24 protein-coding genes are annotated in these 25,115 nt (G+C 35.7%); 13 read left to right on the top strand and 11 right to left on the bottom strand.

Annotated elements, in window-relative coordinates:
- The first annotated feature begins 416 nt into the window (after nt 1-416).
- Nucleotides 417-1,079, top strand: a complete 663-nt coding sequence (locus ACJZU6_RS18570; protein WP_080156539.1) for a TrkA family potassium uptake protein — start codon at nt 417-419, stop codon at nt 1,077-1,079.
- Nucleotides 1,076-2,443: a TrkH family potassium uptake protein gene (locus tag ACJZU6_RS18565; protein ID WP_080155863.1), complete on the top strand. Its 1,368-nt coding sequence runs from the start codon at nt 1,076-1,078 to the stop codon at nt 2,441-2,443. The genes ACJZU6_RS18570 and ACJZU6_RS18565 overlap by 4 nt, the downstream gene beginning before the upstream one ends.
- Nucleotides 2,444-2,542: 99 nt before the next feature.
- On the opposite strand, the gene ACJZU6_RS18560 is transcribed toward ACJZU6_RS18565, so the two are convergent.
- The 5 genes from ACJZU6_RS18560 to ACJZU6_RS18540 form a co-directional block, all read right to left on the bottom strand.
- Entirely contained in the window at nt 2,543-3,199 is a 657-nt protein-coding gene (locus ACJZU6_RS18560) for a YdcF family protein (protein ID WP_080155862.1), read from the bottom strand.
- Nucleotides 3,200-3,527: 328 nt separating this feature from the next.
- Complete coding sequence (locus tag ACJZU6_RS18555) at nt 3,528-4,070, bottom strand: YaeQ family protein (protein ID WP_080155861.1); 543 nt, start codon at nt 4,068-4,070, stop codon at nt 3,528-3,530.
- 86 nt (nt 4,071-4,156) lie between these two features.
- Nucleotides 4,157-4,444: a GIY-YIG nuclease family protein gene (locus ACJZU6_RS18550; RefSeq protein WP_080156538.1), complete on the bottom strand. Its 288-nt coding sequence runs from the start codon at nt 4,442-4,444 to the stop codon at nt 4,157-4,159.
- Between the two features lie 113 nt (nt 4,445-4,557).
- Entirely contained in the window at nt 4,558-5,217 is a 660-nt protein-coding gene (locus ACJZU6_RS18545; protein WP_199190730.1) for a YceH family protein, read from the bottom strand.
- A gap of 181 nt (nt 5,218-5,398) precedes the next feature.
- Nucleotides 5,399-6,373, bottom strand: coding sequence for a diguanylate cyclase (locus ACJZU6_RS18540; RefSeq protein WP_408901056.1), 975 nt, complete (start codon nt 6,371-6,373; stop codon nt 5,399-5,401).
- 213 nt (nt 6,374-6,586) lie between these two features.
- Between ACJZU6_RS18540 and ACJZU6_RS18535 the strand changes: the two genes are divergently transcribed.
- The 5 genes from ACJZU6_RS18535 to ACJZU6_RS18515 all read left to right on the top strand — a co-directional run bounded on the left by ACJZU6_RS18535 (nt 6,587) and on the right by ACJZU6_RS18515 (nt 11,662).
- The gene (locus tag ACJZU6_RS18535) at nt 6,587-7,039 is read left to right on the top strand and encodes a DUF3069 domain-containing protein (RefSeq protein ID WP_080155858.1); all 453 of its coding nucleotides are present in this window, start codon (nt 6,587-6,589) and stop codon (nt 7,037-7,039) included.
- Between the two features lie 394 nt (nt 7,040-7,433).
- Nucleotides 7,434-8,687, top strand: a complete 1,254-nt coding sequence (locus ACJZU6_RS18530; RefSeq protein WP_408901055.1) for a transcriptional regulator — start codon at nt 7,434-7,436, stop codon at nt 8,685-8,687.
- A 133-nt stretch (nt 8,688-8,820) separates the two neighbouring features.
- Complete coding sequence (locus ACJZU6_RS18525) at nt 8,821-9,921, top strand: ElyC/SanA/YdcF family protein (RefSeq protein WP_408901519.1); 1,101 nt, start codon at nt 8,821-8,823, stop codon at nt 9,919-9,921.
- Between the two features lie 311 nt (nt 9,922-10,232).
- Nucleotides 10,233-11,189 (top strand): SPFH domain-containing protein, encoded by a 957-nt coding sequence (locus ACJZU6_RS18520; RefSeq protein WP_080155856.1) that lies wholly within the window; start codon nt 10,233-10,235, stop codon nt 11,187-11,189.
- A 14-nt stretch (nt 11,190-11,203) separates the two neighbouring features.
- Nucleotides 11,204-11,662 (top strand): NfeD family protein, encoded by a 459-nt coding sequence (locus ACJZU6_RS18515; protein ID WP_408901054.1) that lies wholly within the window; start codon nt 11,204-11,206, stop codon nt 11,660-11,662.
- 76 nt (nt 11,663-11,738) lie between these two features.
- Here the strand turns inward: ACJZU6_RS18515 and ACJZU6_RS18510 are convergent, their stop codons facing one another.
- On the bottom strand, nt 11,739-12,059 hold the full coding sequence (locus tag ACJZU6_RS18510; protein ID WP_107275467.1) for a hypothetical protein: 321 nt from the start codon (nt 12,057-12,059) through the stop codon (nt 11,739-11,741).
- A gap of 183 nt (nt 12,060-12,242) precedes the next feature.
- On the opposite strand from ACJZU6_RS18510, the gene ACJZU6_RS18505 reads away from it, so the two are divergent.
- From ACJZU6_RS18505 to ACJZU6_RS18490, 4 genes are all read left to right on the top strand, one after another.
- Nucleotides 12,243-12,989, top strand: coding sequence for a hypothetical protein (locus ACJZU6_RS18505; RefSeq protein ID WP_080155853.1), 747 nt, complete (start codon nt 12,243-12,245; stop codon nt 12,987-12,989).
- Between the two features lie 270 nt (nt 12,990-13,259).
- A complete protein-coding gene (locus ACJZU6_RS18500) occupies nt 13,260-13,754 on the top strand; it encodes a hypothetical protein (protein WP_408901053.1) in 495 nt (164 codons plus the stop codon).
- Between the two features lie 111 nt (nt 13,755-13,865).
- On the top strand, nt 13,866-14,585 hold the full coding sequence (locus tag ACJZU6_RS18495; protein ID WP_408901052.1) for a sulfite exporter TauE/SafE family protein: 720 nt from the start codon (nt 13,866-13,868) through the stop codon (nt 14,583-14,585).
- A 67-nt stretch (nt 14,586-14,652) separates the two neighbouring features.
- A complete protein-coding gene (locus ACJZU6_RS18490; RefSeq protein ID WP_327769206.1) occupies nt 14,653-15,594 on the top strand; it encodes a LysR family transcriptional regulator in 942 nt (313 codons plus the stop codon).
- 18 nt (nt 15,595-15,612) lie between these two features.
- Here ACJZU6_RS18490 and ACJZU6_RS18485 read toward each other — a convergent pair whose 3' ends face one another.
- Complete coding sequence (locus ACJZU6_RS18485; protein ID WP_080155849.1) at nt 15,613-16,272, bottom strand: nitroreductase family protein; 660 nt, start codon at nt 16,270-16,272, stop codon at nt 15,613-15,615.
- A 237-nt stretch (nt 16,273-16,509) separates the two neighbouring features.
- Here ACJZU6_RS18485 and ACJZU6_RS18480 point away from each other — a divergent pair, with 237 nt between their 5' ends.
- Nucleotides 16,510-18,627 carry an FUSC family membrane protein gene (locus ACJZU6_RS18480; protein WP_408901051.1) on the top strand — a complete coding sequence of 706 codons (2,118 nt, stop codon included), beginning with the start codon at nt 16,510-16,512 and terminating at the stop codon, nt 18,625-18,627.
- Nucleotides 18,628-18,812: 185 nt separating this feature from the next.
- Entirely contained in the window at nt 18,813-19,412 is a 600-nt protein-coding gene (locus ACJZU6_RS18475; RefSeq protein WP_408901050.1) for a DUF3157 family protein, read from the top strand.
- A gap of 63 nt (nt 19,413-19,475) precedes the next feature.
- On the opposite strand, the gene ACJZU6_RS18470 is transcribed toward ACJZU6_RS18475, so the two are convergent.
- The 4 genes from ACJZU6_RS18470 to ACJZU6_RS18455 form a co-directional block, all read right to left on the bottom strand.
- Nucleotides 19,476-20,288, bottom strand: a complete 813-nt coding sequence (locus tag ACJZU6_RS18470; protein WP_408901049.1) for an endonuclease/exonuclease/phosphatase family protein — start codon at nt 20,286-20,288, stop codon at nt 19,476-19,478.
- Between the two features lie 86 nt (nt 20,289-20,374).
- Nucleotides 20,375-21,997 (bottom strand): PTS transporter subunit IIBC, encoded by a 1,623-nt coding sequence (locus tag ACJZU6_RS18465; protein WP_408901048.1) that lies wholly within the window; start codon nt 21,995-21,997, stop codon nt 20,375-20,377.
- A 59-nt stretch (nt 21,998-22,056) separates the two neighbouring features.
- Nucleotides 22,057-23,790, bottom strand: a complete 1,734-nt coding sequence (locus tag ACJZU6_RS18460) for an alpha-glucosidase (RefSeq protein WP_408901047.1) — start codon at nt 23,788-23,790, stop codon at nt 22,057-22,059.
- A gap of 92 nt (nt 23,791-23,882) precedes the next feature.
- A complete protein-coding gene (locus tag ACJZU6_RS18455) occupies nt 23,883-24,848 on the bottom strand; it encodes a LacI family DNA-binding transcriptional regulator (RefSeq protein WP_408901046.1) in 966 nt (321 codons plus the stop codon).
- Between the last annotated feature and the right edge of the window lie 267 nt (nt 24,849-25,115).

Genomic DNA, 25,115 nt, shown 5'->3' with positions numbered 1-25,115 from the left:
TCAATAATAAAAGACCGTATTATATAGGCTGATAATTCAGCATATATTATGTAAATATCATATTTAGAGCTAAATATAAGATTACTATTTTCAATACTTAGATTAAGTAAAATTTACATAATCAATAAAAAAACATTTTTAATCAAATAGTTATGGTCACCCTATTGTTTTTGTAAAATAAATCATAAACAATGAACATGATTCACTAACTTGAATTACCTAAAAAATGCGAGCAATATCCGAAAAATTATATCTAACTGGAATTTGATGTTTCTATGTATATCGTCATAACACAAAATGACATAACGACAAGGACGCTCAGATAGCATAGTAATGGCTAATTTGTTAACTTAATGTTTTTACAATCAACAACAAAACAAATAAAGCATTACACTAAAGTAATGTGGGGAAAAAAAATGAATCCTGAAGACAAGCAGTTTGCTGTTATTGGCCTTGGCCGCTTTGGTATGTCTCTGTGTGAAGAGCTTAGCGAACGTGGAGCACAAGTATTAGCTATAGATATTAATGAAACATGTGTTCGTCAAGCCGCAGATATTGCAACACAAGCTGTCGTTGCTGACTGTTCAAATGAAGCGACTATTGCAGAATTAAAACTTGATGATTATGATTTAGTCATGGTTGCTATTGGTGATGACATTAATGCCAATATATTAACTACCCTCTTGCTAAAAGATGCCGGTGTAAAAACGGTCTGGGTCAAAGCCAAAGATACTCCACATTGTAAAATCCTTTCAAAAATTGGCGCTGATAAAATCATAAGACCTGAACTGGATATGGGTATTCGTATTGCACGTAACATGCTCGATAAACGTGTCTTTGAATTTTCAGAATTAGGCAGTGGTATTTCATTAGCTGAAGTTGTAGTTACAGCTCGTAATATGGGTAAACCTATCTCGAAACATCCTTGTGCAAGCAGCGATGAAACACAAGTCTTAGCACTTAAACGTGGCCCTGAAGTACGTAAGGCTCCTGATATGGATATGGAAATGCAAGTTGGTGATATCCTTATTATTACTGGTCCTGAAGATGTACTATCAGAAACATTAAGAAAGTTATGAGTTTTATCCCGAATCGGACAATGTATGTCCCAATAAAAACAAATAAGCGCGATAAACGGTGGTCTGAGCCAAAAATTATCATCTTTAGTTTTTTGGCTATTTTGATCCCTGGCGCAATTTTATTAACATTACCCGTCTTTTCTGTATCAGGACTCAGTTTTGTTGATGCTTTGTTCACCGCAACATCTGCTATCAGTGTTACGGGATTAGGCGTTGTCGATACTGGGACTCACTTTTCCACCAGTGGTAAAGTATTATTGATGATCTTAATGCAGATTGGTGGTCTTGGACAAATGACCTTATCTGCTGTTTTGTTATATATGTTTGGCTTACGCGTTAGCCTACGCCAACAATCGCTAACAAAAGAGCAACTCGGGCAAGAAAAATTCATCAATATTCGTTTACTCGTTAAGCACATTATTATCTTTGTTATTGTCTGTGAATTAATTGGTACTTTTTTTCTATCACTACGCTGGGTACCAATGATGGGATGGGATAAAGGGCTTTTTACTGCCGTTTTCCATGCTATTTCAGCGTTTAATAACGCCGGTTTCTCACTTTTTTCAGATAACTTAACTCAATATGTTGATGATCCATTAGTAATCATTACTGTTGCGATGTTATTTATCTTAGGTGGTTTAGGCTTTACTGTTATTTCAGATTTACAACGTAATTTACATCGTGGTTTCCATTTTTTATCACTGCATTCAAAAATAATGATTATTGCAACACCCATATTATTATTGTCAGGTACAGTGATGATTTGGTTACTTGAACACGATAATATGCAAACACTTGGAAGCTTGAATACTTCAGGACAATGGCTGGCTGCATTCTTCCAATCAGCAACAGTGCGTACCGCTGGCTTTAATAGTGTCAATATTGGTGCGTTTACTGAGCCCGGTTTATTAGTCCTAATGCTATTAATGCTTATTGGTGCAGGCCCGACATCAACTGGTGGTGGTATAAAAGTTTCTACCTTTGTTGTGGCTATTTTAGCTACGTGGTCATTCTTAAAGCAGCGTGATCGTGTTGTACTTTTTAAGCGTACAATATCAAATCAAACAGTAACAAAATCATTAGCCATTATTGTGGTGAGTGGCATTGTATTGTTGATCGCGATGTTTGCACTAATGCTAACAGAGAAGGCACCTTTCTATGAGGTGATGTTTGAAACTATTTCAGCCTTTGCAACTGTTGGTGTAACCGCAGGCTTAACGGCAACACTGTCGGAACCGGGTAAATATATCATTATCATCGTGATGATTATTGGTCGTCTTGGCCCACTAACACTGGCTTATATGTTAGCGCGTCCAAAACCAACATTACTGCGTTATCCTGAAGATAACGTGGCTGCAGGTTAATCCTCACAACGCAGTCATTACTACTTTATGATGTTATACTCTACAAAAAGGCGTGTTTCCTAACTAAAGAAACACGCCTTTTTATTTACGTATGATTCACTATCGAGGAATCTCTGCAGCTAAATGTTCATCAAAACCTGCCGCGACTAAATTTTCATAAGCTTGCCATACTTCAGCAGGAATAACTTGCTCAGTTGAAAAACCTAATGTGGGATAGTAACGAATACGTTGTAAATCTCCTACCATCACATTGATCATATCACCATAGCTAATCACATCATTCGCAAACTCATCAAATGTTAATGACGGTGATGTTACTTGTGCTGTTTTATTTGGCCACAATTTTTCAAATGTAGCGAGCGTTCGACGTTCCATGAATGGCTTTTGAACCAAAATAAATCGCTGAGGATCAAGGTTTTTCTCCATGAGTAACTCACGCGTTTTAATTATATTTTCGCCAGTATTTGTCGCTACAGGCTCAATATAAATACAATCATTTGGCACCCCCATTTCACGAGCAATATTCGCAAAATGTTCAGCTTCTGCGCATGGAAATAAACCCTGAGTAAGTTCACCAACATTGCCAGAGAACACAATACAAGGTGCATAGCCTTTCATAAATAATTGAGCGGCATATTCTGCAACTCTAATATCATTACTGCACAGTACAAACAAACAATCACTTTTTACTAATGATTGTTGCAATAAATGATAATCCCAAATGATTTTAGCTGAACGATAAATTCCTGAAGACATAATCAATCCCTTTGTATCAATAGATTATATTTAAAACATAGGCTATTAAAATAATGAGCCTTTATAATAAAATATAACGTTAAAGATTGTCTTTCAATAACGAAAAATTAAATAATAATTTGCGGATTGCTAATATGCAAAATATTAATCCCATAATAAGTCGTATTTTAATATCCTAAACACCAGACACTAATGTATAGCATATCAACAAGGATGGCTTTGTCGTACTCAATAAAAATACACAATGCTATTTTGAACATAAAAAAGTGGAGCAAGCTTACACTTACTCCACTCATCCAATTATCGCCTATTTATCTCACGAGAACGATTAGCGTTGCCACCATTCAGGTAAAATAGCAATGCTAGTGCCATGTTGGTCGCTTAACCACGCTTGCTCACTTTCAATCGTTAACTGCAATTGCATTGAACGCTCAACCAATGTCTCTAGGCTTTTTAATTCTTCATCACGAATAAAGACTACAGATACATTACTTAATGCATTAATTTTGGTTTTATTCGCTTGCCACCATACAGGAGCAGCATGATCACCATAAGCATAAACAATCACTTTCTTGGCGCGATGTGACGCCTTGCGAATACGTTTTTCGTCAGGTAAACCCAACTCTACCCATAATTCAATTTCATCAACTAAGTTTTTAGTCCATAAATCAGGCTCTTCTGCAGAACTTACACCTTTAGTAAATTGTAATTCTGGATCTGCATTTAATCCCCAAGCAAGCACTCGCAGCATGAAGCGTTGTAATGTTTCTGATGGATGACAAGCAACAGTATGTTGACCATCAAGATAAACATGGCGATCCATGTCTGCTACGTTCATGTTTACTTTATATATAGTGGCACTGATCGCCATGGGTAACCCTTTAAATTATTACTAAATAACAAGTGCAAATATTTGCACATACGCTTATTGTCTGCACAAAAAATATGAATATCGTCTTAATCTGAAAACAATGTATATAACGATATATCTTGTTGGATGAGATCTTCTTTTTGTGCTTTTGTTAATCGTTTTTTAATATGATATTCAAACTGCATCGCATCACGTTTACAGTTCACTTGCTGTGACCACATCAATGTTAAAGGCCCTTTTCCCTTGAGATATTTGGCCCCTTTTTTACTGTGTTGATGCTCTTCAAAACGACGACAAACATCAACAGTAACGCCACAATAAAGCATCCCTTTATGGGTCCGAATAAGATAAACAAACCAAGGAGTGGTTGACATAATAACTGGCCCAAAAATAAACAGGCCCAACATACAATGTTGAGCCTATATAAACAATCAAAGCTACAGCAAAACTGGCGAGACAATCTACCAGTATTCTTAAATAATAGAAACTACTCTGTTAATGATTCTAACATTAATTGTAATTCAACGAGTTGTTGCTTTAATTGTTCAACATCTAATTCTAATGCGTTAATTCGTTCTTCATTGATAGCACTACCCGCTACTACCGATTTAGCTGGCGTGTAATTGTCAATATCAATATCACCACTGAGTAAGTGCACATAACGACAATCACGTTTTCCTGATTCTTTAGGTAACTTAACAACATAAGGTCCCTTATCTGCCGATGCCAATAGCTCTAATACCGCTTCAGCTTCTTGTGTGTCAGCAAAATCACATAACCGGTTAGTTCGAGTACGAATTTCACCAGCACTTTGAGGGCCACGTAATAGCAATACAATCATGGCTGCTAGTTCTTGTTTAGTGAACTGTAATGAACCAAATTCAGTATTACAAAAACGATGCTGAAATTTAGAAACACGACTACCAAAACTGGATACGTCGCTCACCATCCGCTTTTCTTTCAGTTCTTCAATTGTATCAAGTACTGTTGCTTCATCGAGCGCCATTACAGGCTCACGACTTGATTTTTGATTACATGCTGTCGTCAACGCATTAAGCGTTAATGGGTATTGATCTGGAGTAGTAATTTCTTTCTCAAGTAAGCAACCAATCACTCGAGCCTGTTGTTCTGTTAATTGCATATCCATGATCATCCTATTCATCTCACCCAATGGCTTTATTCATAAACGTAAGATCTCGACACTCATCACTGAAAAGCCATTACTACAATACAGTGTCAAAATACTCTTAGAAGATTAGCACATTTATCTTTACCAGCAAGTAGTTAGGCTCTCAAAATCATGACTTTTGACCACAGCAAAGTAAAAGTTAGTTTTCATTATGACTCACTAAAGAATATGGATATTCCGCAGTGACAAATTGATCTCGTCCATTATCCTTCGCTTGATATAATAATGTATCAACCGCTTGATATAAATGTTCAACTAATTCTAAGCCCGTTGGAACCCATGAAATCGCCCCTTGACTTACAGTTAGTTGATCACTAATTAATGAATGACTATGTAGTATCGCTAACTTCTTTATCGCATTTTTTAAACGCTGACACTCTTTAATTGCTTGTTTTTCATTACAATTACAAATTAAGATAATAAATTCTTCACCACCATAGCGACCACAAATCTCCCCCGCTCTATTGAATGTTTTTTTCAAACATGATGACAATAATTTAAGACAATTGTCACCTTCGATATGTCCCTGATAGTCATTAAAGAGCTTAAAAAAATCAACATCGAGTAAAATAATCGTCAGCGGCAAATTATTTCGACCATGTAACGCAATAAATTCAGTTAATTTTTGATCCAGATAACGACGATTAGCAAGTGTCGTCAATGGATCTTTATTTGCTTGTTCTAACAATAATTTATTTACTTTCTGTAACTGTGTTGTTGTATGCTCTAACCGCTGCCTCATCACCGCTATACGGCTCATTGCCTGCATTTTCGCCGCTAATATAATAGGATTTACAGGTTTAACTAAATAATCATCCCCACCAACATCAATAGCTTTTGCAATAATATGAGGATCATTTATACCACTTAGAAAAATTACGGGCACCCACTCTGGATATTGATACCGAATTGTATGTACTAATTCAATGCCATTTTGTTGCGGCATTTCAATATCAACTAATAACAGATCAGGCTGAAATGCTGAATAACACTTCAATAACTCCGCGGCTGATGATACTGACTTAACATGATGACCTAGGTTTGTTAGACATGCCGCTAAATATAGTCGTTCACTGGCGACATCATCGGCAATTAAAATCCGCATCATTCCCATATTAAATCCTTTACGATTGTAACCATACAATATAAAACATATTGCATTCTTCATGCCATATATTTTTTTTATAAAAAAAAAACTTAACAGCGTGATTACACCATGACTATTCACTAAAATAAATTTTATTATGACTTTTATAATCATATATTGACATTTATCAGTAGGAATATAGGATTCCTCCTCTCAAAACACAATGCGTTAGGAAAAACTATGTCTGAAATTAATAATAACGAAGAGCAAATCATCGAAGAGACAGTATATACATTAGATGACTGTTCTCCAGAACTTCGCCAAGTAGTCACATTTGAAGAAGTGCCAGCAGAGTTGATTGATATGCTTGTAAACGTTTATAAGGTATCAGAGCCTACATCACGTGAAGCATGGAATACATTACCAGCAAGCGCACAAAATGTTTTGGATAATTTTGAGCAATTCCACTCCCTAGTTGCATTAAGTCAAAGCTACTCTGGCGTTGATTTTCTTGGTGAGATGCAAGAGACCAAATTCCCAGAAGATATGAGTGCAGAAGAGCAAGCGGAATACAAAGCATCAATGCTTGATAAAGTATTAGCTAACTGCGTAAAAGACATGTGTAAGCAATTGAAAAAAGCGCGTCGTAACCCACCAATGAAGCGCGAGTTTACTGAAATTTTTCAAAAGTAATCATTATTACTACGATAATTAATATGAAAAGAAAGAGCGTCGAGCTCTTTCTTTCTTTCTCATCACAACATCAGCTATATATAGATACTCAAAATGAAGAATAGCCACTGTCAAAATTACGTCATATACGCTCAATTATTGATAAAAAACAATCTCTGACAACATAAGCCGTGCTTATTGGGTATATTCCTGTTTATTATTAATTTATAATTATATCATTAAACGATTATCTTTTATTTATCAGATAAATAGCAATTATAAATATTGTGTTTTATATCCATAGTTAATACTATTAGCCTGTTAAAACCATTAAATATGACTTTTAACACCTATAAGTTATATTATCCGCTTTTATGATAGAATAAAAAATTAAGAAAACATTTGAGGTTTATAGATGGCAAATACTGAGCAAATAAGATTTAGGACAAAAGTATGCTTTATAGCAAGTCAAGGTGTACTTAAAACGTCTGAATCCACGCTCAAGTTGAATTTGTCAGAACAATATATTTTAAGCCATCTGATTGAGAACCATAGCACGCCAGTCACTAAAGATGACCTATTAAAAGTTGGCTGGCCCGATCGTATCGTTACAGAAGCATCTTTATTTCAAGTAATTAGAGCATTACGCGTTAAACTTAATGAAAAAAATAAAGGTGATGTTATTGAAACATTACCACGAGTTGGTTATCAAATTCGTGAATTTACTCGTGAAGAAGTTGATCTAACCGAACAAAAAACAAACAATGTTATTCGTAAGATTAATAAAAAAACTATTATTTCTTTAGGTATAATTACTACTATATTATTTAGTAGTTGTGCATGGTATATGTCTCCGTCTCAAATAAATCCTACCAATTTCTTAATTGAACATGAAAATATTGGCTCCAATAATATTACCTTTATTACTAAGAATTTAGAACAACAAGTCGATTTAAGAAACAAGGCTAAAGCTATTTTTTCAGCACAAGCAGACAAGAACCAAAAAATATATTTTTACAAATCACATGATTATTATTCTATTGCTTGGTGTCAAATAATGGTAGACACAAACCAATGTAAACCAAGAACTGATTTTAGTTACAAAATCGCACCTGATGCATGGGAAAATTTCGTTCAAAATATAGCCGATAATAAAAAACGCTTTCATGAAAAAATTGGAAATGATTCCGATTTAATGCGTGAACCCCTATCGATTGTCTATCGTTCATATATTAGTAACAGCGGCATGATTTCAAAGATATCAAACTTTTATATCTCCCCAACAGGTAAAAGTAATGTATTTGATTATTCAAAAGTTAATTTTATTACCAATAGTGAAACTGGCCGTTATCAAGCATTATCACTCTCTGCGGAGTCATTAACAGTAACAAAAAAAGATTCACAATTTATTGCAACATTAAAAATAACACCAAAAGTTTTCCATTGGGCTTATCAAAATAATACTAATTTAAGTAACAACAAAGCGATTATTTTTTCAAGTGACGATAATCAAACAGATATGTATAAAAATAATAACGTTCATTATGATTACATCTTGGTAGCTCAAAAGCGATTAAAACTTATTTTAAATGAAAATTCAGGTCTATATTGGTTACATAGCAGTAGAAATAACCCGTTAACACTATTCCCAGCGGAGCATTACAAATAAATAAACATTAATGAGACAATGATCTCACCATTAAAATACACAATTTTTTCACAAAAAATATCACGAAACGATCACATTTTTTATCATCTCAATTAAGTATATTTAGACCTAAAACAATTACACTTAAATAATGATGAAAAAAAACACAGCGTCACTGCTTATTGGATGCCTTTTTTGTTTAAATTCTACTTTTTCGCAGGCTAATGATTTAGTCACACCTAAAAGTATTGCTTCTACGACGGACCTTTCCTCATATACCACCAAACGTCAAGTTGTTAATCAACTACTCACCGACGCACTTATTGCTTTTCAATCTCCGACTCGCATTTCCCATGCCGGTTTTACAGCAAAAATACCCAGTAATCTTGAAATAGTAACGTCATGCTTATTAGAGGCTTATCAACTCGAACCTTATCGTACTGATTTACTTATTTCAGCTGCAAATGCACAAATATATAACGGTAACGTTGATCGGGCAATTACACTCTTTAAACAAGCACAAGCGACTGCGCCTGATGATATTGATATCCTTTCATATCTTGCGGTATGGCAAAACTTTAAAGGCAATAATGCAGCCTCTATAAAACAGATGGCTAAACTTACATCCCTAAACCCTGGCCGTCAAGCTGATATAGAACACATTATAAATACCGTCGATCACGTTATTGCCACACCGCTAAAAACAATGGTTACCAAACCTTATAACGGTAATACAGCTATCATTACCTTAGGTTATGCACTAAATCCTAACGGAACAATGAATAAGATTCTTATTCAACGCCTAAAACTCACATTAACACTTGCAGAGCAATCCCCTAACTCTCTTATTATTGTCACTGGCGGTGTACCTCAAAATCATAACACTGAAGGTAAACTTATGGCTGACTGGTTAATTAAACACGGTATATCTCCACATCGTATCATTGAGGATAATTACGCACGCAGCACTGTTGAAAATGCGCTGTATGTCAGTTATGCCTTAGCGCGACACAAAATTGATCATGCGACGCTTGTAAGTTCGGCTAGTCATGTTAGACGAGGACAAACTTTATTTGATATTGCCAGTTGGCAAACAGGACCTCGTGGTATTAGTTTTGACAGTGTCAGTGTTGAAGATAAACCATTGGCGGAATTAACGATTCCCTCTGACAAAGAGCTACTTGGTATTTACCGTGATGCATTACGTGTTTATGGCTTATGGAGTTATCGTTCATATCCGCTAGAGCAACGCTAAACATCAACAAAGACAGGTACGCTTAAAGCCATTGTGCTGAGCGTATTTGTACCTGTTTAATCACCCCTCTCGCCATTACCCTGCTGTTAACAGCCTATGTCATTATTCAAACCATTTGTAAATATTCACATGTTATACATCACGAATGTGATAGCGTATAACGAGTATAAGAAACATGTGTGATAATATATTATTAGCTCAAAACACAAACAAATAGAACATTTCATATCAATTAATTAACTATTACATCAGTCTCAGTAAATAACATAAAACCTGAGTGTAATATTAAATAAACAGAAGGAATTGTACGCATGCCATTAGATCTAATTACTAACTTACTCTCCAGCCCACAATTATACTTACTCATATTTATTGTTGTTACGCTAAAATTAAGCATTATCTTTGTACCACAAAATGAAGCATGGCTTATTGAACGTTTTGGGAAATACCGAGCAACTAAAGAAGCAGGTTTAAATTTCATTATTCCATTTATTGATAGTATTGGTGCCAAACGCAGCCTTAAAGAAACAGCCGTTGATGTTCCTTCACAATCAGCAATAACAAAAGACAATATCAGCCTTGTTGTCGATGGTGTACTGTATTTCCGTGTTTTAGAACCTTACAAAGCCACTTATGGTGTTGATGACTATAAATTTGCGGTCACTCAACTCGCACAAACAACGATGCGTTCTGAATTAGGTAAAATGGAATTAGATAAAACGTTTGAAGAGCGTGATCTACTCAATGCAAATATTGTTGCCGCCATCAATACAGCTTCAGACCCTTGGGGCGTACAGGTACTTCGTTACGAAATTAAAGACATTGTGCCACCGAGCTCGGTTATGGAAGCAATGGAAGCACAAATGAAAGCAGAGCGTGAGAAAAGAGCGCAAATACTTGAATCTGAAGGTGATCGCCAATCAGCAATCAATGTCGCAGAGGGCAAAAAACAAGCCCAAGTACTAGCAGCAGAAGCAGATAAACAGGAACAAATTCTTAGAGCTGAAGGTGAAGCTGCTGCTATTTTAGCTGTTGCCGATGCACAAGCTCAGGCAATACGTAAGATCGGTGAAGCCGCAGATACAGAACAAGGCCAAAAAGCGATTCAACTTGAGTTAGCAACCAAAGCTATTGAAGCCAAAAAGGCCATTGCGAAAGAATCTTCCGTTGTTTTGTTACCTGAAGATGGCACCAATGCAAGTTCAATGGTCGCTCAAGGTTTATCAATTATAAACTCAATTAATAAAGCTCAAAAAAGTAACGCTTAGAGCTAAGGGGCAATATGTTTAGCAATATCCCACAAATATTAGTGATATTGGGATTACTTACTCTTATCATTGAAGTGTTAGTACTCGGCTTGAGTACCTTTGTGCTGCTTTTTTTTGGCATTGCAATGTTGATTACCAGTGGCTTAATTTACATCGGTATACTTGAGGCGAATTGGATAACGACGATGTTAACCTTAGCTATCATCACCTTAATATTAGCTATCACACTTTGGAAGCCATTAAAAAGATTACAGAACAAACCCAGTAAGACTGATATAAAGAGTGATTTTGCTGTTATAACATTTGAACTTGAAAAAGAGTTATTACCTTCAGAACGTTATACTTATAATTACTCAGGTATTCAATGGCAAATTAAGTCAAAAACACCCATAGAAAAAGGTGTCATGGTTGAGGTCATCAAAAAAGAAGTTGGTATTTTATGGGTAAAGCCTGTTGATCATTCTGTAAAATAACGTCTCACTTAACAAACCTCGTTATAACCAAGCCGCTAATATTACCTAGCGGCTTTTTCATCCATTATTATATCGATTAATCAACAAGTTCTGTTTTTTCTAATAACTTACAAAATTGATTTTTTATTATTGTCTGACTAATAAATATTACATTAATCGTATTATTAAAATAAGTATAAGCTAATCTAAATACAGCATCCTTTGCTACAACAATTTTATATTCAAAAATCCTCAAGCCACCACAACGTAATTGTCTTGCTGTCTTTATTTTTTCAGAACGTTGAATAATCAATTGAGGTAATCGCTCTCTTACATCCTGACAAATAATTGCCTGATATTGATTATGTAAATGGAAAAATTTACGTAAATGCCTATTTTCACTGTAAGTAATATTCATAATAAATACGTCTTTATATTTTTATTACAGTATATGACGTCACTTAGAAAGAATATAGTTGGAGTAAATTAAAGACGCTATCAAAAAAAGTGAACATTATTCACAATATCGATGTTCACACTGTGCAGAAACCAATAACTTGTACCACAATTAAATTGTACCTGCGATAAAAGGAATACGCTAATGAGTACAAGATTAAATGACACGATAAGTATTGAACTTCAAATTCAGGCTGCTGTCAGAGAGATAGCTACCTTTACTGAATTAACGGCTCAATCAGCGTCGATGGATGATCGTATCCATGAAGCTATTCATCAAGGGAAGATTTTTTTTACACTGTATTTAATGGTACAGTCACTTCACAGTGAAGCTAAAAACACCACAGCTCAGATATTGTCACAACATCATATAACGGCCTCTGAAGTAAACTTCGAAAGTGTTATCCAACAATGCTTTAATATGTTTTATATTTCTAATCATGATATTTCAGTCGACAAAGCAAACACCTGCGAGCAGATAACAACAGTCACATCAAGCGATATGCAACACTGGCAGCAATCTCCTATTCCTGAAAATATTGAGAATATGATAGCGGCACTCGCCACTAAACACGTCAAACTTCTTGCTTCCTTATTCTCACAAGCCGAAGATATTGATAACGAGCTCTTATCTGTTTTTAGCCGAGCTATGACAAACAACACTCTAGATCTAGGTATCAAACTATCATCTAAAGCGGGGACATTATTACTCGAACAAGTTATTCATTCACGTACAGGAACGGTATGCATTATCTTTTTAAATATGACTAAAAATAGTCAAGAAAAACACGCCATCAGTCAATATTTAGCAGATATCGATAATTTTTATACTACTTTAACCTCTCATGGTTTACAGCAAGGCTTACTTTTCTTAGATAAACTATCAAAATAACGTTCTACTTTTAACTATTTAATATTAGCTGATTATAAAATACTCATGAATATGTTATGAAAAATAATATAATTTACAGGTAAAAAACAAACACTATATATAAATATGCATATTTTAATAAATATATTCTGCACGCATTATTCACAGTAATAATAACAATAGATATTTTTGTAATTTAAATTCCAATTCTATTACTTTTCGTTTAACTTAACCTGAAATTGATAATTCATTACTATGATTAATCATCTATTATTTCTAGGATAGTCACGAGTGAAAAAACTTTCTTTGTATATAATGCCAATACAGTTGTTTTTAGCTGCATTTTGGTTTAAAAATGGCTTTCTTGATAAAGTAGTTGGTATATCTTTAGGGATCATACACCCAAAAACAGCATATCATGGTCTAACATGGGGAGGTTGGCATGATAATATTGTTGGAAGTTGGGATAATAGTCGAATAGGGCATTTATTTTTCACACCCTTTTTTGAACTACTATTCCCAATTATTATTATTTTACAATGCTTACCCGTTTTATTTATATTGATGTCAATTATAAATAAAGAGTTTCTTGTTGGCCGTGAACGTCCATGGTTAATGCGATCAGCAATCACATCATTTATTGTCACAACAATAATGTTATTCAGTCAAACATTATCAAATGCCCGTGATGCTGAGTATTTATTAAACTTATTTAGTATTAGTATGGTTTTAATCATCTACATCGTAGTTGTTGAAAAAATACTCGAAAAAAAACATAACAATTAAATATTTTAATCAGTGTGATTTATATCATGCTGATTAATTTCTTGATTGCATAAAAAGACACGGTGCATAACAATAGCTACATTCTATGATTCTTAATGTAAGAACCTAATTATGACTATTGACCCAACAACATTACTGGCTATTGCAATGATCTTTGTCGGATCATTTGTTCAAACAGCCATAGGTTTTGGACTTGCTATAGTATCAGCCCCTATTCTTATTATCATTGCACCTCAGTATGTCCCTGCCCCTATCTGTTTAGTTGCCCTCTTTATTTCATTACTTAACAGTCTAAAGCACCGTAATAGCATTGAATTAGGTGGTTTGAAAATGGCAATCTTGGGCCGAATACCAGGATCCATCGCAGGTGCAATGTTGCTTATTTTTATATCAACCCAAACCTTATCCCTTTGGGTTGGTCTATTAGTACTTCTCGCTGTATTTATTAGTGTAATGCCGTTTAGAATTGAGCCAACACCTAGAAGAATGGTGATTGCAGGATTTTTCTCAGGATTGTTCGGTACCAGTTCTGCTATTGGTGGTCCGCCGATGGCGATTCTATTGCAACACCAAGAAGCAAATCAGCTTCGTGGTAACTTATCGGCTTTCTTTGTGTTTAGTTCGATTATTTCATTAATAACATTAATACCTGTCGGCTTTTTGAATATCGAAAAATTATGGCTAACTTTACCGTTATTGCCTGCTGCATGGGCGGGATATTGGTTAGCACTCAAAACCACACAATCATTACCTAAACAAACCATTCGCTATGGTGCATTAACGTTATGTCTCTGTTGCGGTATTATTGCTGTCTATAAAAGTATAATGTGAATTATTTGGCACCACACGCTTATAGAGCATTTAGCTAGATTATTACTGGACAATTAAAGGAATAAAAATGTCACTTGCTACCCAACTATTATTATTTGCTGATGTTGTTAATCAAGGATCATTTTCAAAAGCTGCGACGTTACACGAAATGGATAATTCATCATTATCAAAAAAAATAAAAAAACTAGAAACAGAATTAGGTGTACAACTGTTGAATCGCTCTACCCGATCTTTTTCATTAACGTCAGCTGGTGAGGATATTCTCAAACAAACAACCAAACTCAGCGATGTTTTAAACGATATTCAATTAATTGCTAATTCATACCAATCGCAACCGAAAGGTATTTTACGTATCACTTCACCTATTTATTTTGGGCAAAACTATCTGCAACCAGTGATTTCACGTTTTATGACGCAATACCCTGATATACAAATTGTACATTCATTAGATGATAGAAAATCTGATATTATTTCAGAACAATTTGATATCGCATTTAGACTTGGAAAACTCACTGAATCTAATTTAATTGCCAAGAAAATTGCAGATACCCATTTTATTTTAATAGCATCAAACGACTTTATTCAGCGTCATGGTTTACCAACAACACCACAGCAACTCTCTGAACTTCCAGCGATTGTATACAGTAATGTCGACTTAACAATTGATCAGTTACAAATCAAAAGTGCCCATAAAAATGAACGTTTCTGTCACTATAAAATGCAAACAAAATATAAGGTCAGTGATGTAAAAACCATGATAAACGCAGCCAAAGATGGTATTGGCTACGCGCTTATTGATTTATCTAATTTAGAGGAATCATTGGAACAGCAGGGATTGGTGCAACTACTACCAAACATGATTATTTCGCGTGTAGATACGGCCATCTATGCAATTTGCCCACACAGAAAACATACCATGCTAGTAAAAGAATTTATTCGAGCGGTACAAGATCATATCGGTACACCACCGCTATGGGAAATGTACCTTTCTCATAAAGAAACAAAATGATAACTATTTATCAAAAAGTTACAGTACAGTAATGATATCTTCAGCGGCTAAACGTGCTTTAGGTAAACCGTAGTTATAATCTTGACCTTCTAAATGGTAACCCATCGCTAATGCAAACTCACAAACATAGCCATCTAACTCATTATTAAACAGGGAACCTATAAGTTCAGAATCGACACCTTCCATTGATGTTGATGCAATGTTTAATCGAGCAAGGACATGCAGAGTATTACCTAACGCAATGTATGTTTGTGCTTTAGTCCAATGACCATTAAATCCATTTTCATCAGTGTTTGATTCAGCGAAGCCATAAGCACCATTTAACATGTTGTCATAGTTTTCTGCGGCTAAATGACCAGAGGATACTTCAACGTCCACCACTTTACGGTAATCATCTTTGGTATAATATGGGTTATGAGCAAATAAAATGATATGAGATGCTTCAGTTGCATGTCGCTGATTCATTTGATATTTATTTGCAAATGTTTCATGGAAACGTAACTTTGCCTCATCACTTTCTAATACAATAAATTTCCATGGTTGTGAATTTATTGATGATGCCGATAACCGAATCGCTTCTTTGATCACATCCATATCTGCTGCGCTAATTTTTTTAGTTTTATCGTATTGTTTAGCAGTATAACGGTTATGAAGGTCTGTAATAATTTGATGTTGCATAATAATATCTCTCTTAACTCATTGATGGAGCAATAATAGAGAGAAATTAAGAGACAATAAATAGCATTAATTTCCAATTATTATGGCTATTTTGTCCATAATCAGACAGATTAACTTACCATTTAGTCATCAATTTTATCGTCTTTTCTTATTAATATTCGTTATGATACTGGCTAAAAATACCAACAAGCGATAAATTAGAGTCTCATCTCTATATTCTTAACTATCGTGCCAACCATGATTCAATCAAATATTTTGCTTCGTTACCCATCATTACGAACCTTTTTCAATTTAAGAACCAATATTGCAGCTCTCAGTTTTGTCAGTTGCTCTATTCCATTGTTTCTAATGGGACATGTCACCATGGGTATTGCTTTCTCACTTGGTAGCATTAGTTGTGGATTTGCTGATACGTCTAGTGTGACCAAATACCGTATCTATGACTTTCTGATAGCCTTACCCCTCTTTTTCTGTATCAGTTTAGGCATCGAAGTTGTCTTTCCACATTCATTACTCTTTGTTGGCTCGTTAGCCATTGTTAGCTTTGCACTATTTATGCTCGCGGTATTAACGCCTCGATTAGGTGCTATTGGGTTTGCAGCTATTCTGTTAGCTATTTATGCGATGTTATTACACCTAGACGGTCGTTCTGTGTGGCTGGTTCCTCTTTGGCTGACAGGAGGTGCGATGTGGTATATTTTCTGGCAAGTATTAGCGATATTTTTTCTGCCAAATCAGGAATCAAAAGATATTTTATCGGACCTTTATCAAGTATTAGCAAAGAAACTCATGCTTCACGATCAAGGTTTTGTACTTGCAACAGATAAAAACCAACTTTTTATTAAATCAGCCCAATTCCGATCTCAAATAGCAACCTTGTCACATACGCTTGAATATCGCATTCATCAGCAATTTTGTTGTGGTGAAGACAACGCTAAACTACAAGATATTTATCGTTTTTTAAAAATTGCAGAACGTATTAACGAACAAACACGTTTAATGTATTTCACGTCAACGCCGTTATTAAAGCAATACAACCCACAATGGCTAGAGAATATTCATTATGCTAACCAACAAATTAGTCAATATTTAGCGCAAGTCAGTGTTAATAACGTACACCATTTAACACTGCCTGAGATCGATTTCAAAACTCTACGTCAATATCAGGTAGCAGAAGAAGCGCAAGACGAAGCAATTACAGCACATTCGTTCATTAATAAATTAGATATTATTTATCTTTTATTACAAGAACTTAAAAACAAAGCAACCACGATTGCAATCACCCCTCAAATCGTATCTAAACCTATTGTTCTAACATGGAAATGGCAAGATATTGTTTCAAAACTTGTTAGCCAAATGACACTGAAATCAAGTTACTTCCGTCACGCACTGCGTGGAACATTAAGCCTTACTACGGGCCTTATCGTTGTACGTTCGTTGAATCTCGATTTTGGTTTTTGGACATTAATGACCAGCTTATTGATATTACGCCCGAATTTATCCATGACATGGACACGGCTGTTACAGCGTCTTACAGGTACGGTTTGTGGATTGATTGTGGTCGGTGGTTTACTGCACTTTCAAGTATCAACCGACATTTTACCTTTTGTCTTCTGTATTGCTGCTGTACTGTTTTTTCATACTTCTGCGCGTCATTATGGGTTTGCAGTCTTCTTCGTTACTTTATTTGTTTTTGCTGGCTTCTCACTCAATGGGCAGGGAGACAACATCATGCTACCGCGGTTAGATAACACTGTATTAGGGGTATTTATTCCTCTTATTTTTGTGTTTATTCTCACTCCAGGTTGGCAAAAGAAATCATTTCCAACCCAACTATCAACCACTATCAAGGGTTATACCGATTACTTAATTAGCTTTCATCTTTACTTAGCAAATAAAGATCCACAACACATTGAGAAATTACAACGTCACTTTCAGAATTGTGTCGTCTACGATACCAACCTATTTGATCACTGGATGGGATATTTAGGCGAACCACAACGTAATTCACAAACCAGTGAACACATTCTTCTTTGTAGCCGTAGTTCTAATATTATTTTACGCATATTAACCCAACTAAATGAAAATAAAGAAAAAATAACACTCAACAACCAGATAGAAGCTGAAATAAAAAGTGCGACTCATTCATTAATACAACTTCAACAGCTGTTGCAGCAAACATTAAATCATACTGAGTTATTCAAACATATTTCTAAACAAGAACAGTTAATTTATCAATCTTTTACTTATATTGAAGATGAGATATATCGTCTGGATAACAACCAGTTAATCACGTTACTGGCAAAAGAAATCACCTTATTTCTTAATGCCATCGACCATCAAGCACAAAAATAATTACGACGTCATTGTTTATAATAGCAGTACGTTGTTTCTCTATAAGCCAGTTATCATGCTGGCTTTTTTAAATACGGGTTAACCATACTATTTAATAACAATTATCAATAACTGAATTAGCGTTATTTAGCTATAAAACTGCTAGAATTGCATCCTTAAAAGCATCAGAAGTTAAGGACAGAATAATGCTAAAAAAAACGCAACTGTGCGGTATTGTTATTGCTTTAATCGCTTCAAGTTCAGCATGGGCAGCGGATCAAACCGTCACACTTAAAGACGGACGCCAGGTTATTCTGCATGATAACTTTACTTGGCAATATAAAGCACAAGCCAATGATCCAGCCACCAGCCCGCTCCTCAAAACAACCGCAACAGCAATTCCCGTTGTCGCAACATCAGCGGTAGCAATTCCTATTATTAGCGCACCCAAAGGTGTTGAAGTTGAATTAGGAACCACAAAAGCGATTCAACAACTCAGTGACAGTGGTATGGATGTGCTATTAACGGCAGCACATTACGAAAATGGCACACTGATTATTCCAACCATGATGACAAACCAAAGTTCGAAATCAGTGGTCAATGTCACCATGAAAGTACGTTTAAGTAATAGTGACGGCCAAACAATAGCCACGGACGAGTTCACTATATGGCGCTCAATTAACCGTATGCCAGACACCTATTTCCGTCCTAAAACACAGCATCAAGGTAAACCAATTATCTTTGATGTACCAAAAGCTGAGCGTTACTTTATTGATGCTGAAATCACTGATGTTGATATGAGATAAACAACAAAAAGCTCAAACTATAGTATAGCTTTGAGCTTTTTCATTAAAAAATTAAATGGTTATTTATTCAGTGCAAATACTGACATCAGTAAGTACCCCAAAATGATCAGATACCACACCATAAAAATCACCATTAAAGATAACTTGATGTTTTATTACAGGTAGTGGTTGATTACTAAAAATATAATCTAATCGTAATGATTCACTATTTTGCTGCCAGCCATCAATATTTTTAACAACTGTTGTCCCTATATCTTTCGTTTCTGCCATAGCATAACAATCAAATAAGTGACATTGTAACGCATAATCATAACCTTGATCACGAATATGGCTAGGGTTATTAAAATCACCTAATAAGAAGCTCAATCGTGGTGATAATGTCGCTATAATTCGATTTAAATGATCAGCAAACGAACCTTGTTCATCATTCCACCAACCACAATGGCAATTATAAAAATCCAACTCTAGTTGTTGATAAGCTACTTTAATACGTACAGCACGACGATGTTTCCAATTACTGACATCATAATTATCACTTAAATCGATCACTTGATGCTCAATAATGGGTAAGCGGCTTAAAAAGGCCAAGCCTTCTTGATAAACCTCATAGCTTTGATGAACAAAATCCCAAGTTAATTGATAATCATGCCCCAATTCAGCTAATTTTTGCTGTAATAAATAACCATAATTATCACTATGTACAGGATAATTACTGCACATTTTATCGCTTATGGTTGCACTAAGATGATGTTGATTAACTTCTTGTAATGCAATTACATCACAATCTTGATCAATAATGGCTTGAGCAACTATGGCTAACTTTTGTAATTGATCTGATTCTTGCCAACTGTGAGTATTTAATGTCAATAACTTCATAAATCATTCACTTACTAATGATGTATTGAGATAAAAGCGCAGTGTTTACCTACGCTTATCATAATGTCATTCTTCACAGCAGCGGATTAAGCCGTTGCAAACTTATCTATCAACGCTGACTTAATTACATCAACACCTGGGCCATAAATAGCTTGAACCCCTTGATCTTTAATCACTAAGCCTAATGCACCCGTTGACTTCCATAAGGTATAATCAGCCACTAATGCAGGATCTTTAACCGTAATACGTAGACGTGTCATGCACGCATCAATCTCTGCAATATTGCTACGACCACCAAGGTTTTGAATAATAATTTCAAGCTTATCGTCTTGTGACATCCCTTCGGCTTTCTCATCAATATAATTACCTGCACGTCCAGGGGTTGGTAAATTAAATTTAATAATAAGCAGGCGGAATAAAGCATAATTAATCGCAAAGAAGGCAATACACACCATCACAAAGCTAATTAAGTCCCCACCAATGCCCGCCGAAATCATCATGGGAACACGGGTAATCAATTCAATTAAACCAAAAGCATGCACACGTAAATCAATCAGATCCACCAGCGCAAAAGCCAATCCGGTTAATATTGCATGGGCTACATACAATACCGGTGCAACAAACATGAACATAAATTCAATCGGCTCAGTGACACCTGTTAGCAATACAGCTAAACAAGCTGAGAAGAACATTGCCTTATATTGCAGACGCTTATCGCTATCAACACAATGGTACATGGCAAGACCAATACCAATTAAAGAAGACGCAGCAATGATCACTTGGCCTGCTTTAAAGCGTGCTGGGTGAACCGTCGCAAGTAGATGTTGATAAGCTGCAGGATCCGTTAATTTGAGGTTGTTTAAATCACTCACCCATGCAAGCCATAATGGATCTTGACCATAAACACTGGAACCTGCACTTGGTCCGGTTAATAACTGATATGCCCCACCCAGCTCGGTGTAGTTCATTGGAATAGTTAGCGTATGGTGTAAACCAAATGGCAGTAATAAACGCTCTAAGGTACCGTAAACAAACGGAGCAACAATCGGTGCGCTATCTTTTGAACTTGCAATCCATTGACCAAATTCATTTAATGCACCTTGTACTAATGGCCAAACAACCGCTAGCACAAATGCAATGATCACTGAATAAATAATCACCATAAAAGGTACAAAGCGTTTGCCATTAAAGAACGCTAACGCTTCAGGTAAACGAGAGTAATCATAATAACGGTTATATAAATTAGCCCCTAAGTAGCCTGAGATGATGCCAATAAATACTCCCATATTCAGTGCTGGTGCGCCTAGAATAGTGGTGAAAAATTGAGAGACCGGCAACTCAGAACCAAACAGACTCATGACCGTTGCATGAGGATCACTCATCATGCCGCCATTAACCCCGAAAATAACCCCAGTAGTGCGGTTAATCAGTATAAAAGCTATCACGGCAGCAAACGCACCGCCTGCACGTTCTTTAGCCCATGAACCACCAATTGCAACGGCGAACAATAGGTGTAAGTTAACAATCACGCCCCAGCCAATATTTTCCATAATATGGCCAAGAGTTTCGATAGCGCCAATGCCACCAGCATACATAGCGACAACTTTACCTAACGAAATCATAATACCAGCAGCAGGCATTACGGCGATCACAACGATCAGTGATTTACCGAACCGTTGCCAAAAATCAAACGAAAGCAATTTACTCATAACTAATTCCTTGATTGAGGTGGCAGGTTTACGTCATCACTGACCTGCCATAAATATAACTATTGTTTTTTCACAAACACATAAGCCGCATAAGCTGGCGCTAATTGTGTCGCCATAAAGTCACTACGGGCGGTGTCATTATTTGGCGTTTGATTATCGAGAATGAGTTCCCCTAGCTGAGTAATATCAAGATCAACTCTTGTTTCGTGATCACTTAAATTCGTAATAACTGTCCACGTCAGATCTGCTTCAATCCGTTGATAAGCATAAATATGGGCATCATTTTCTAGTAATAATTGATAGCGACCTGTAATCAAACTTGGATTGTTTTTTCGAAGGGCGATTAACTGTTTATAAAACTGTAAAATCGAGTGCGGATCGCGCTGTTGTTGTTCAACATTAATATCGGTGTAATTAGGATTAACGACTAGCCAAGGTGCGACCTCAGAAAAACCACCAAATGCCTGCGTATTCCACTGCATTGGGAGTCGACTATGATCACGTGAAACTTGGTTTAGCAACTCTAATATCTGTTGATCTGTTTTTCCTTGCTGCTGTAATTTAATGATTAAGTTTTTAGCTGATACATCATTAAAGTCATCTAATGTAGAAAACGTATGATTTACCATACCGATTTCTTGGCCTTGGTAAATAAACGGCGTACCTTTCATTAGAAAATAACAGGCAGCTAATGCTGTGGCACTGCCATACCAATAATTGGCATTTGCAAACGTATTAATACTACGAGCTTGGTCGTGATTTTCGAGGTATAAAGCATTCCACCCTTTACCTTCTAACGCATTTTGCCAACGGGTTAAAATTTGCTTAAATTCTACCAAATCAAACTGCTCACGATTTTGCTCTTCTGACCACAACTTCATGTGTTCAAATTGGAAAATCATATTAAAGACGCCACCTTTATCGTTGTCAGTAGGCTCAGCCACCCACGTTAATGCATCTTGTGCTTCAACCCCATTGGCTTCACCAACAGTTACAATATCAAAAGGAGCAAAAGCTTGGTCACGCAGTTCATATAGATGCTGCTCAATACCATCAACATTCATGTGGTAATCAAACGAAGACACATAATCATCACCCTTTGGATTAGGTAATGATGGTAAGCCCGGTTGTTTTTGAATATGGCTAATAGCATCCACTCTAAAACCATCAATGCCGCGCGCTAACCACCAATGAATCATGCTAAATAACGCTTGTTTTACTTCAGGATTTTGCCAATTCAAATCTGGCTGTTTTTTAGAAAATAAGTGCAAATAATATTGCGCAGTAGCCTCATCATATTGCCACGCACTGCCATGAAATATACTTTCCCAGTTATTAGGAGCATTGGTAGGACTTGTCGGGGTTGGAGCACTACCATCGCGCCAAATATACCAATCACGCTTAGGATTAGTTTTGCTTTGGCGTGATTCAATAAACCATGGATGCTCGTCACTGGTATGATTAATCACTAAATCCATAATGATACGAATACCGCGATCATGTGCAGCACTGATTAAGCGATCAACATCGGCAAGACTACCGAAATCTGGATGAATAGCTTGATAGTCACTAATATCGTAACCATTATCATCATTAGGTGATTGATAAAATGGACAAATCCATACCAAATCAATACCAAGTTCAACTAAATAATCAAGCTTAGTAATAATGCCAGCAATATCACCAATACCATCTTGGTTACTGTCAAAAAAACTACGTGGATATATTTGATAAGCAGTGGCGGCTTTCCACCATGCAAGCGATGTTGCTGACGTATTATTAGGGTGATTCATCCATTTAACCTTACTAAACGTATACTACATATTTGTATGTGTTACCGATAACACATACGGTAAGATCGAATGTAGTGATATGCAAAAGGTTTTTAAATGAACTGAGAGCTTTCTCTAATTTTTAATTCAAATTGGCCTTCACAAGAACTTGAATCGCGCTTGATTAGCTTCTTCACTGCTTGATAACCCATTTGATAATAATTAAATGCCACCGTTGTTAAACTAGGCACTAACAAGTCGCTATAATCATAATCGCCAATACCTATCACCCAAATATCATGCCCTATTTTGAGGTGTTGTTCTTTGGCTCGACGGTATAAACGTATCGCAATATTATCAGTAGCACAAAAGTAAACATGGTTAGATTTCAATGTAATTGATTGATAAGCTTCTTTTTGTTCAGAATCAGCTAATGCTTGTAATGAATGCGGTAAGGTCGGTGCAATATAAGCCAACGTGGTTTGCATCAATAGAGTACGTGATGACAACATACGCGCGTCATAAATATAATGTATGGCTGTAAAGGGAGCTTGCTGTTGTTGTAACTGATGAATAGTATGAGAAACGAGTGCCGTAATCGCCGCTTGTTCTGGATAATATAAACAACAATGATCAGGAATAGCTTTACCTATAAAAATCAGGTTTTCTAATTTTTTATAAAATGGCTCTTCAACACTGTGCTTTGAAGCAATAACAATAGTACCAAGAGCATTAAGACCATTAAATTCACTTACCGCTTGGCGCTCTGATTCATGGCTAAACCCTGTCGCATGAAATAACATTCGAGCATTAGACTCATTTGCAGCCGCTAACGCACCTTTAATCACTAAGCTCGTCGTGTAAGACTCAATTCGTGGCGCAATAAAACCAATAATGTTCGATTGACTACGAATAGAGCGTGCAAATTTGTTTGGGGTATAATGGTTTTCTTTTACGATCGCATCAATTTTAATCCGATTTTCTTCTGAAACATAACCGCCATTAAAATAACGTGACACTGTCATTTTTGAAATTCCAAGCTGTTTTGAAATATCAGCCATAGTCATTTTTTGCGTCATAATATCTTCATTACTCTTTACTTATCATTTTGATAGTATCCAATATATTAGTTAATTAGACAGTAACTAAATACACAACACGACCGATTATTATCAATATTGTTATTCCCTTCCATAAGCGACAAACAGCGCCACAGCAAATGTCTACTAAATAACCAACAAATCAAAATCTTTTTTCAAAAATACAACCTAAGTACGTTTTTTAACATTTTTAATACATTTAAGTACAAATAGCGTTTTATTACTTACTTAAATTGATCAAGAATA

The sequence above is a fragment of the Photobacterium piscicola genome (assembly GCF_046058925.1).
In the GTDB taxonomy this organism is placed as follows: Bacteria; Pseudomonadota; Gammaproteobacteria; order Enterobacterales; family Vibrionaceae; genus Photobacterium; species Photobacterium piscicola.
Note: the sequence above shows the minus strand (reverse complement) of the source record. Positions and strands in the feature narration are given on the sequence as shown.

What these genes read in the sequence shown, in the direction of transcription:
- ACJZU6_RS18565 (WP_080155863.1), top strand. Translation starts at nt 1,076, where the DNA reads ATGAGTTTTATCCCGAATCGGACAATGTATGTCCCAATAAAAACAAAT.
- ACJZU6_RS18555 (WP_080155861.1), bottom strand. Translation starts at nt 4,070, where the DNA reads ATGGCGATCAGTGCCACTATATATAAAGTAAACATGAACGTAGCAGAC.
- ACJZU6_RS18495 (WP_408901052.1), top strand. Translation starts at nt 13,866, where the DNA reads ATGACTATTGACCCAACAACATTACTGGCTATTGCAATGATCTTTGTC.
- ACJZU6_RS18545 (WP_199190730.1), bottom strand. Translation starts at nt 5,217, where the DNA reads ATGGATATGCAATTAACAGAACAACAGGCTCGAGTGATTGGTTGCTTA.
- ACJZU6_RS18540 (WP_408901056.1), bottom strand. Translation starts at nt 6,373, where the DNA reads ATGGGAATGATGCGGATTTTAATTGCCGATGATGTCGCCAGTGAACGA.
- ACJZU6_RS18490 (WP_327769206.1), top strand. Translation starts at nt 14,653, where the DNA reads ATGTCACTTGCTACCCAACTATTATTATTTGCTGATGTTGTTAATCAA.
- ACJZU6_RS18475 (WP_408901050.1), top strand. Translation starts at nt 18,813, where the DNA reads ATGCTAAAAAAAACGCAACTGTGCGGTATTGTTATTGCTTTAATCGCT.
- ACJZU6_RS18520 (WP_080155856.1), top strand. Translation starts at nt 10,233, where the DNA reads ATGCCATTAGATCTAATTACTAACTTACTCTCCAGCCCACAATTATAC.
- ACJZU6_RS18505 (WP_080155853.1), top strand. Translation starts at nt 12,243, where the DNA reads ATGAGTACAAGATTAAATGACACGATAAGTATTGAACTTCAAATTCAG.
- ACJZU6_RS18560 (WP_080155862.1), bottom strand. Translation starts at nt 3,199, where the DNA reads ATGTCTTCAGGAATTTATCGTTCAGCTAAAATCATTTGGGATTATCAT.
- ACJZU6_RS18550 (WP_080156538.1), bottom strand. Translation starts at nt 4,444, where the DNA reads ATGTCAACCACTCCTTGGTTTGTTTATCTTATTCGGACCCATAAAGGG.
- ACJZU6_RS18480 (WP_408901051.1), top strand. Translation starts at nt 16,510, where the DNA reads ATGATTCAATCAAATATTTTGCTTCGTTACCCATCATTACGAACCTTT.
- ACJZU6_RS18570 (WP_080156539.1), top strand. Translation starts at nt 417, where the DNA reads ATGAATCCTGAAGACAAGCAGTTTGCTGTTATTGGCCTTGGCCGCTTT.
- ACJZU6_RS18485 (WP_080155849.1), bottom strand. Translation starts at nt 16,272, where the DNA reads ATGCAACATCAAATTATTACAGACCTTCATAACCGTTATACTGCTAAA.
- ACJZU6_RS18460 (WP_408901047.1), bottom strand. Translation starts at nt 23,790, where the DNA reads ATGAATCACCCTAATAATACGTCAGCAACATCGCTTGCATGGTGGAAA.
- ACJZU6_RS18525 (WP_408901519.1), top strand. Translation starts at nt 8,821, where the DNA reads ATGAAAAAAAACACAGCGTCACTGCTTATTGGATGCCTTTTTTGTTTA.
- ACJZU6_RS18510 (WP_107275467.1), bottom strand. Translation starts at nt 12,059, where the DNA reads ATGAATATTACTTACAGTGAAAATAGGCATTTACGTAAATTTTTCCAT.
- ACJZU6_RS18515 (WP_408901054.1), top strand. Translation starts at nt 11,204, where the DNA reads ATGTTTAGCAATATCCCACAAATATTAGTGATATTGGGATTACTTACT.
- ACJZU6_RS18530 (WP_408901055.1), top strand. Translation starts at nt 7,434, where the DNA reads ATGGCAAATACTGAGCAAATAAGATTTAGGACAAAAGTATGCTTTATA.
- ACJZU6_RS18470 (WP_408901049.1), bottom strand. Translation starts at nt 20,288, where the DNA reads ATGAAGTTATTGACATTAAATACTCACAGTTGGCAAGAATCAGATCAA.
- ACJZU6_RS18455 (WP_408901046.1), bottom strand. Translation starts at nt 24,848, where the DNA reads ATGACGCAAAAAATGACTATGGCTGATATTTCAAAACAGCTTGGAATT.
- ACJZU6_RS18535 (WP_080155858.1), top strand. Translation starts at nt 6,587, where the DNA reads ATGTCTGAAATTAATAATAACGAAGAGCAAATCATCGAAGAGACAGTA.
- ACJZU6_RS18465 (WP_408901048.1), bottom strand. Translation starts at nt 21,997, where the DNA reads ATGAGTAAATTGCTTTCGTTTGATTTTTGGCAACGGTTCGGTAAATCA.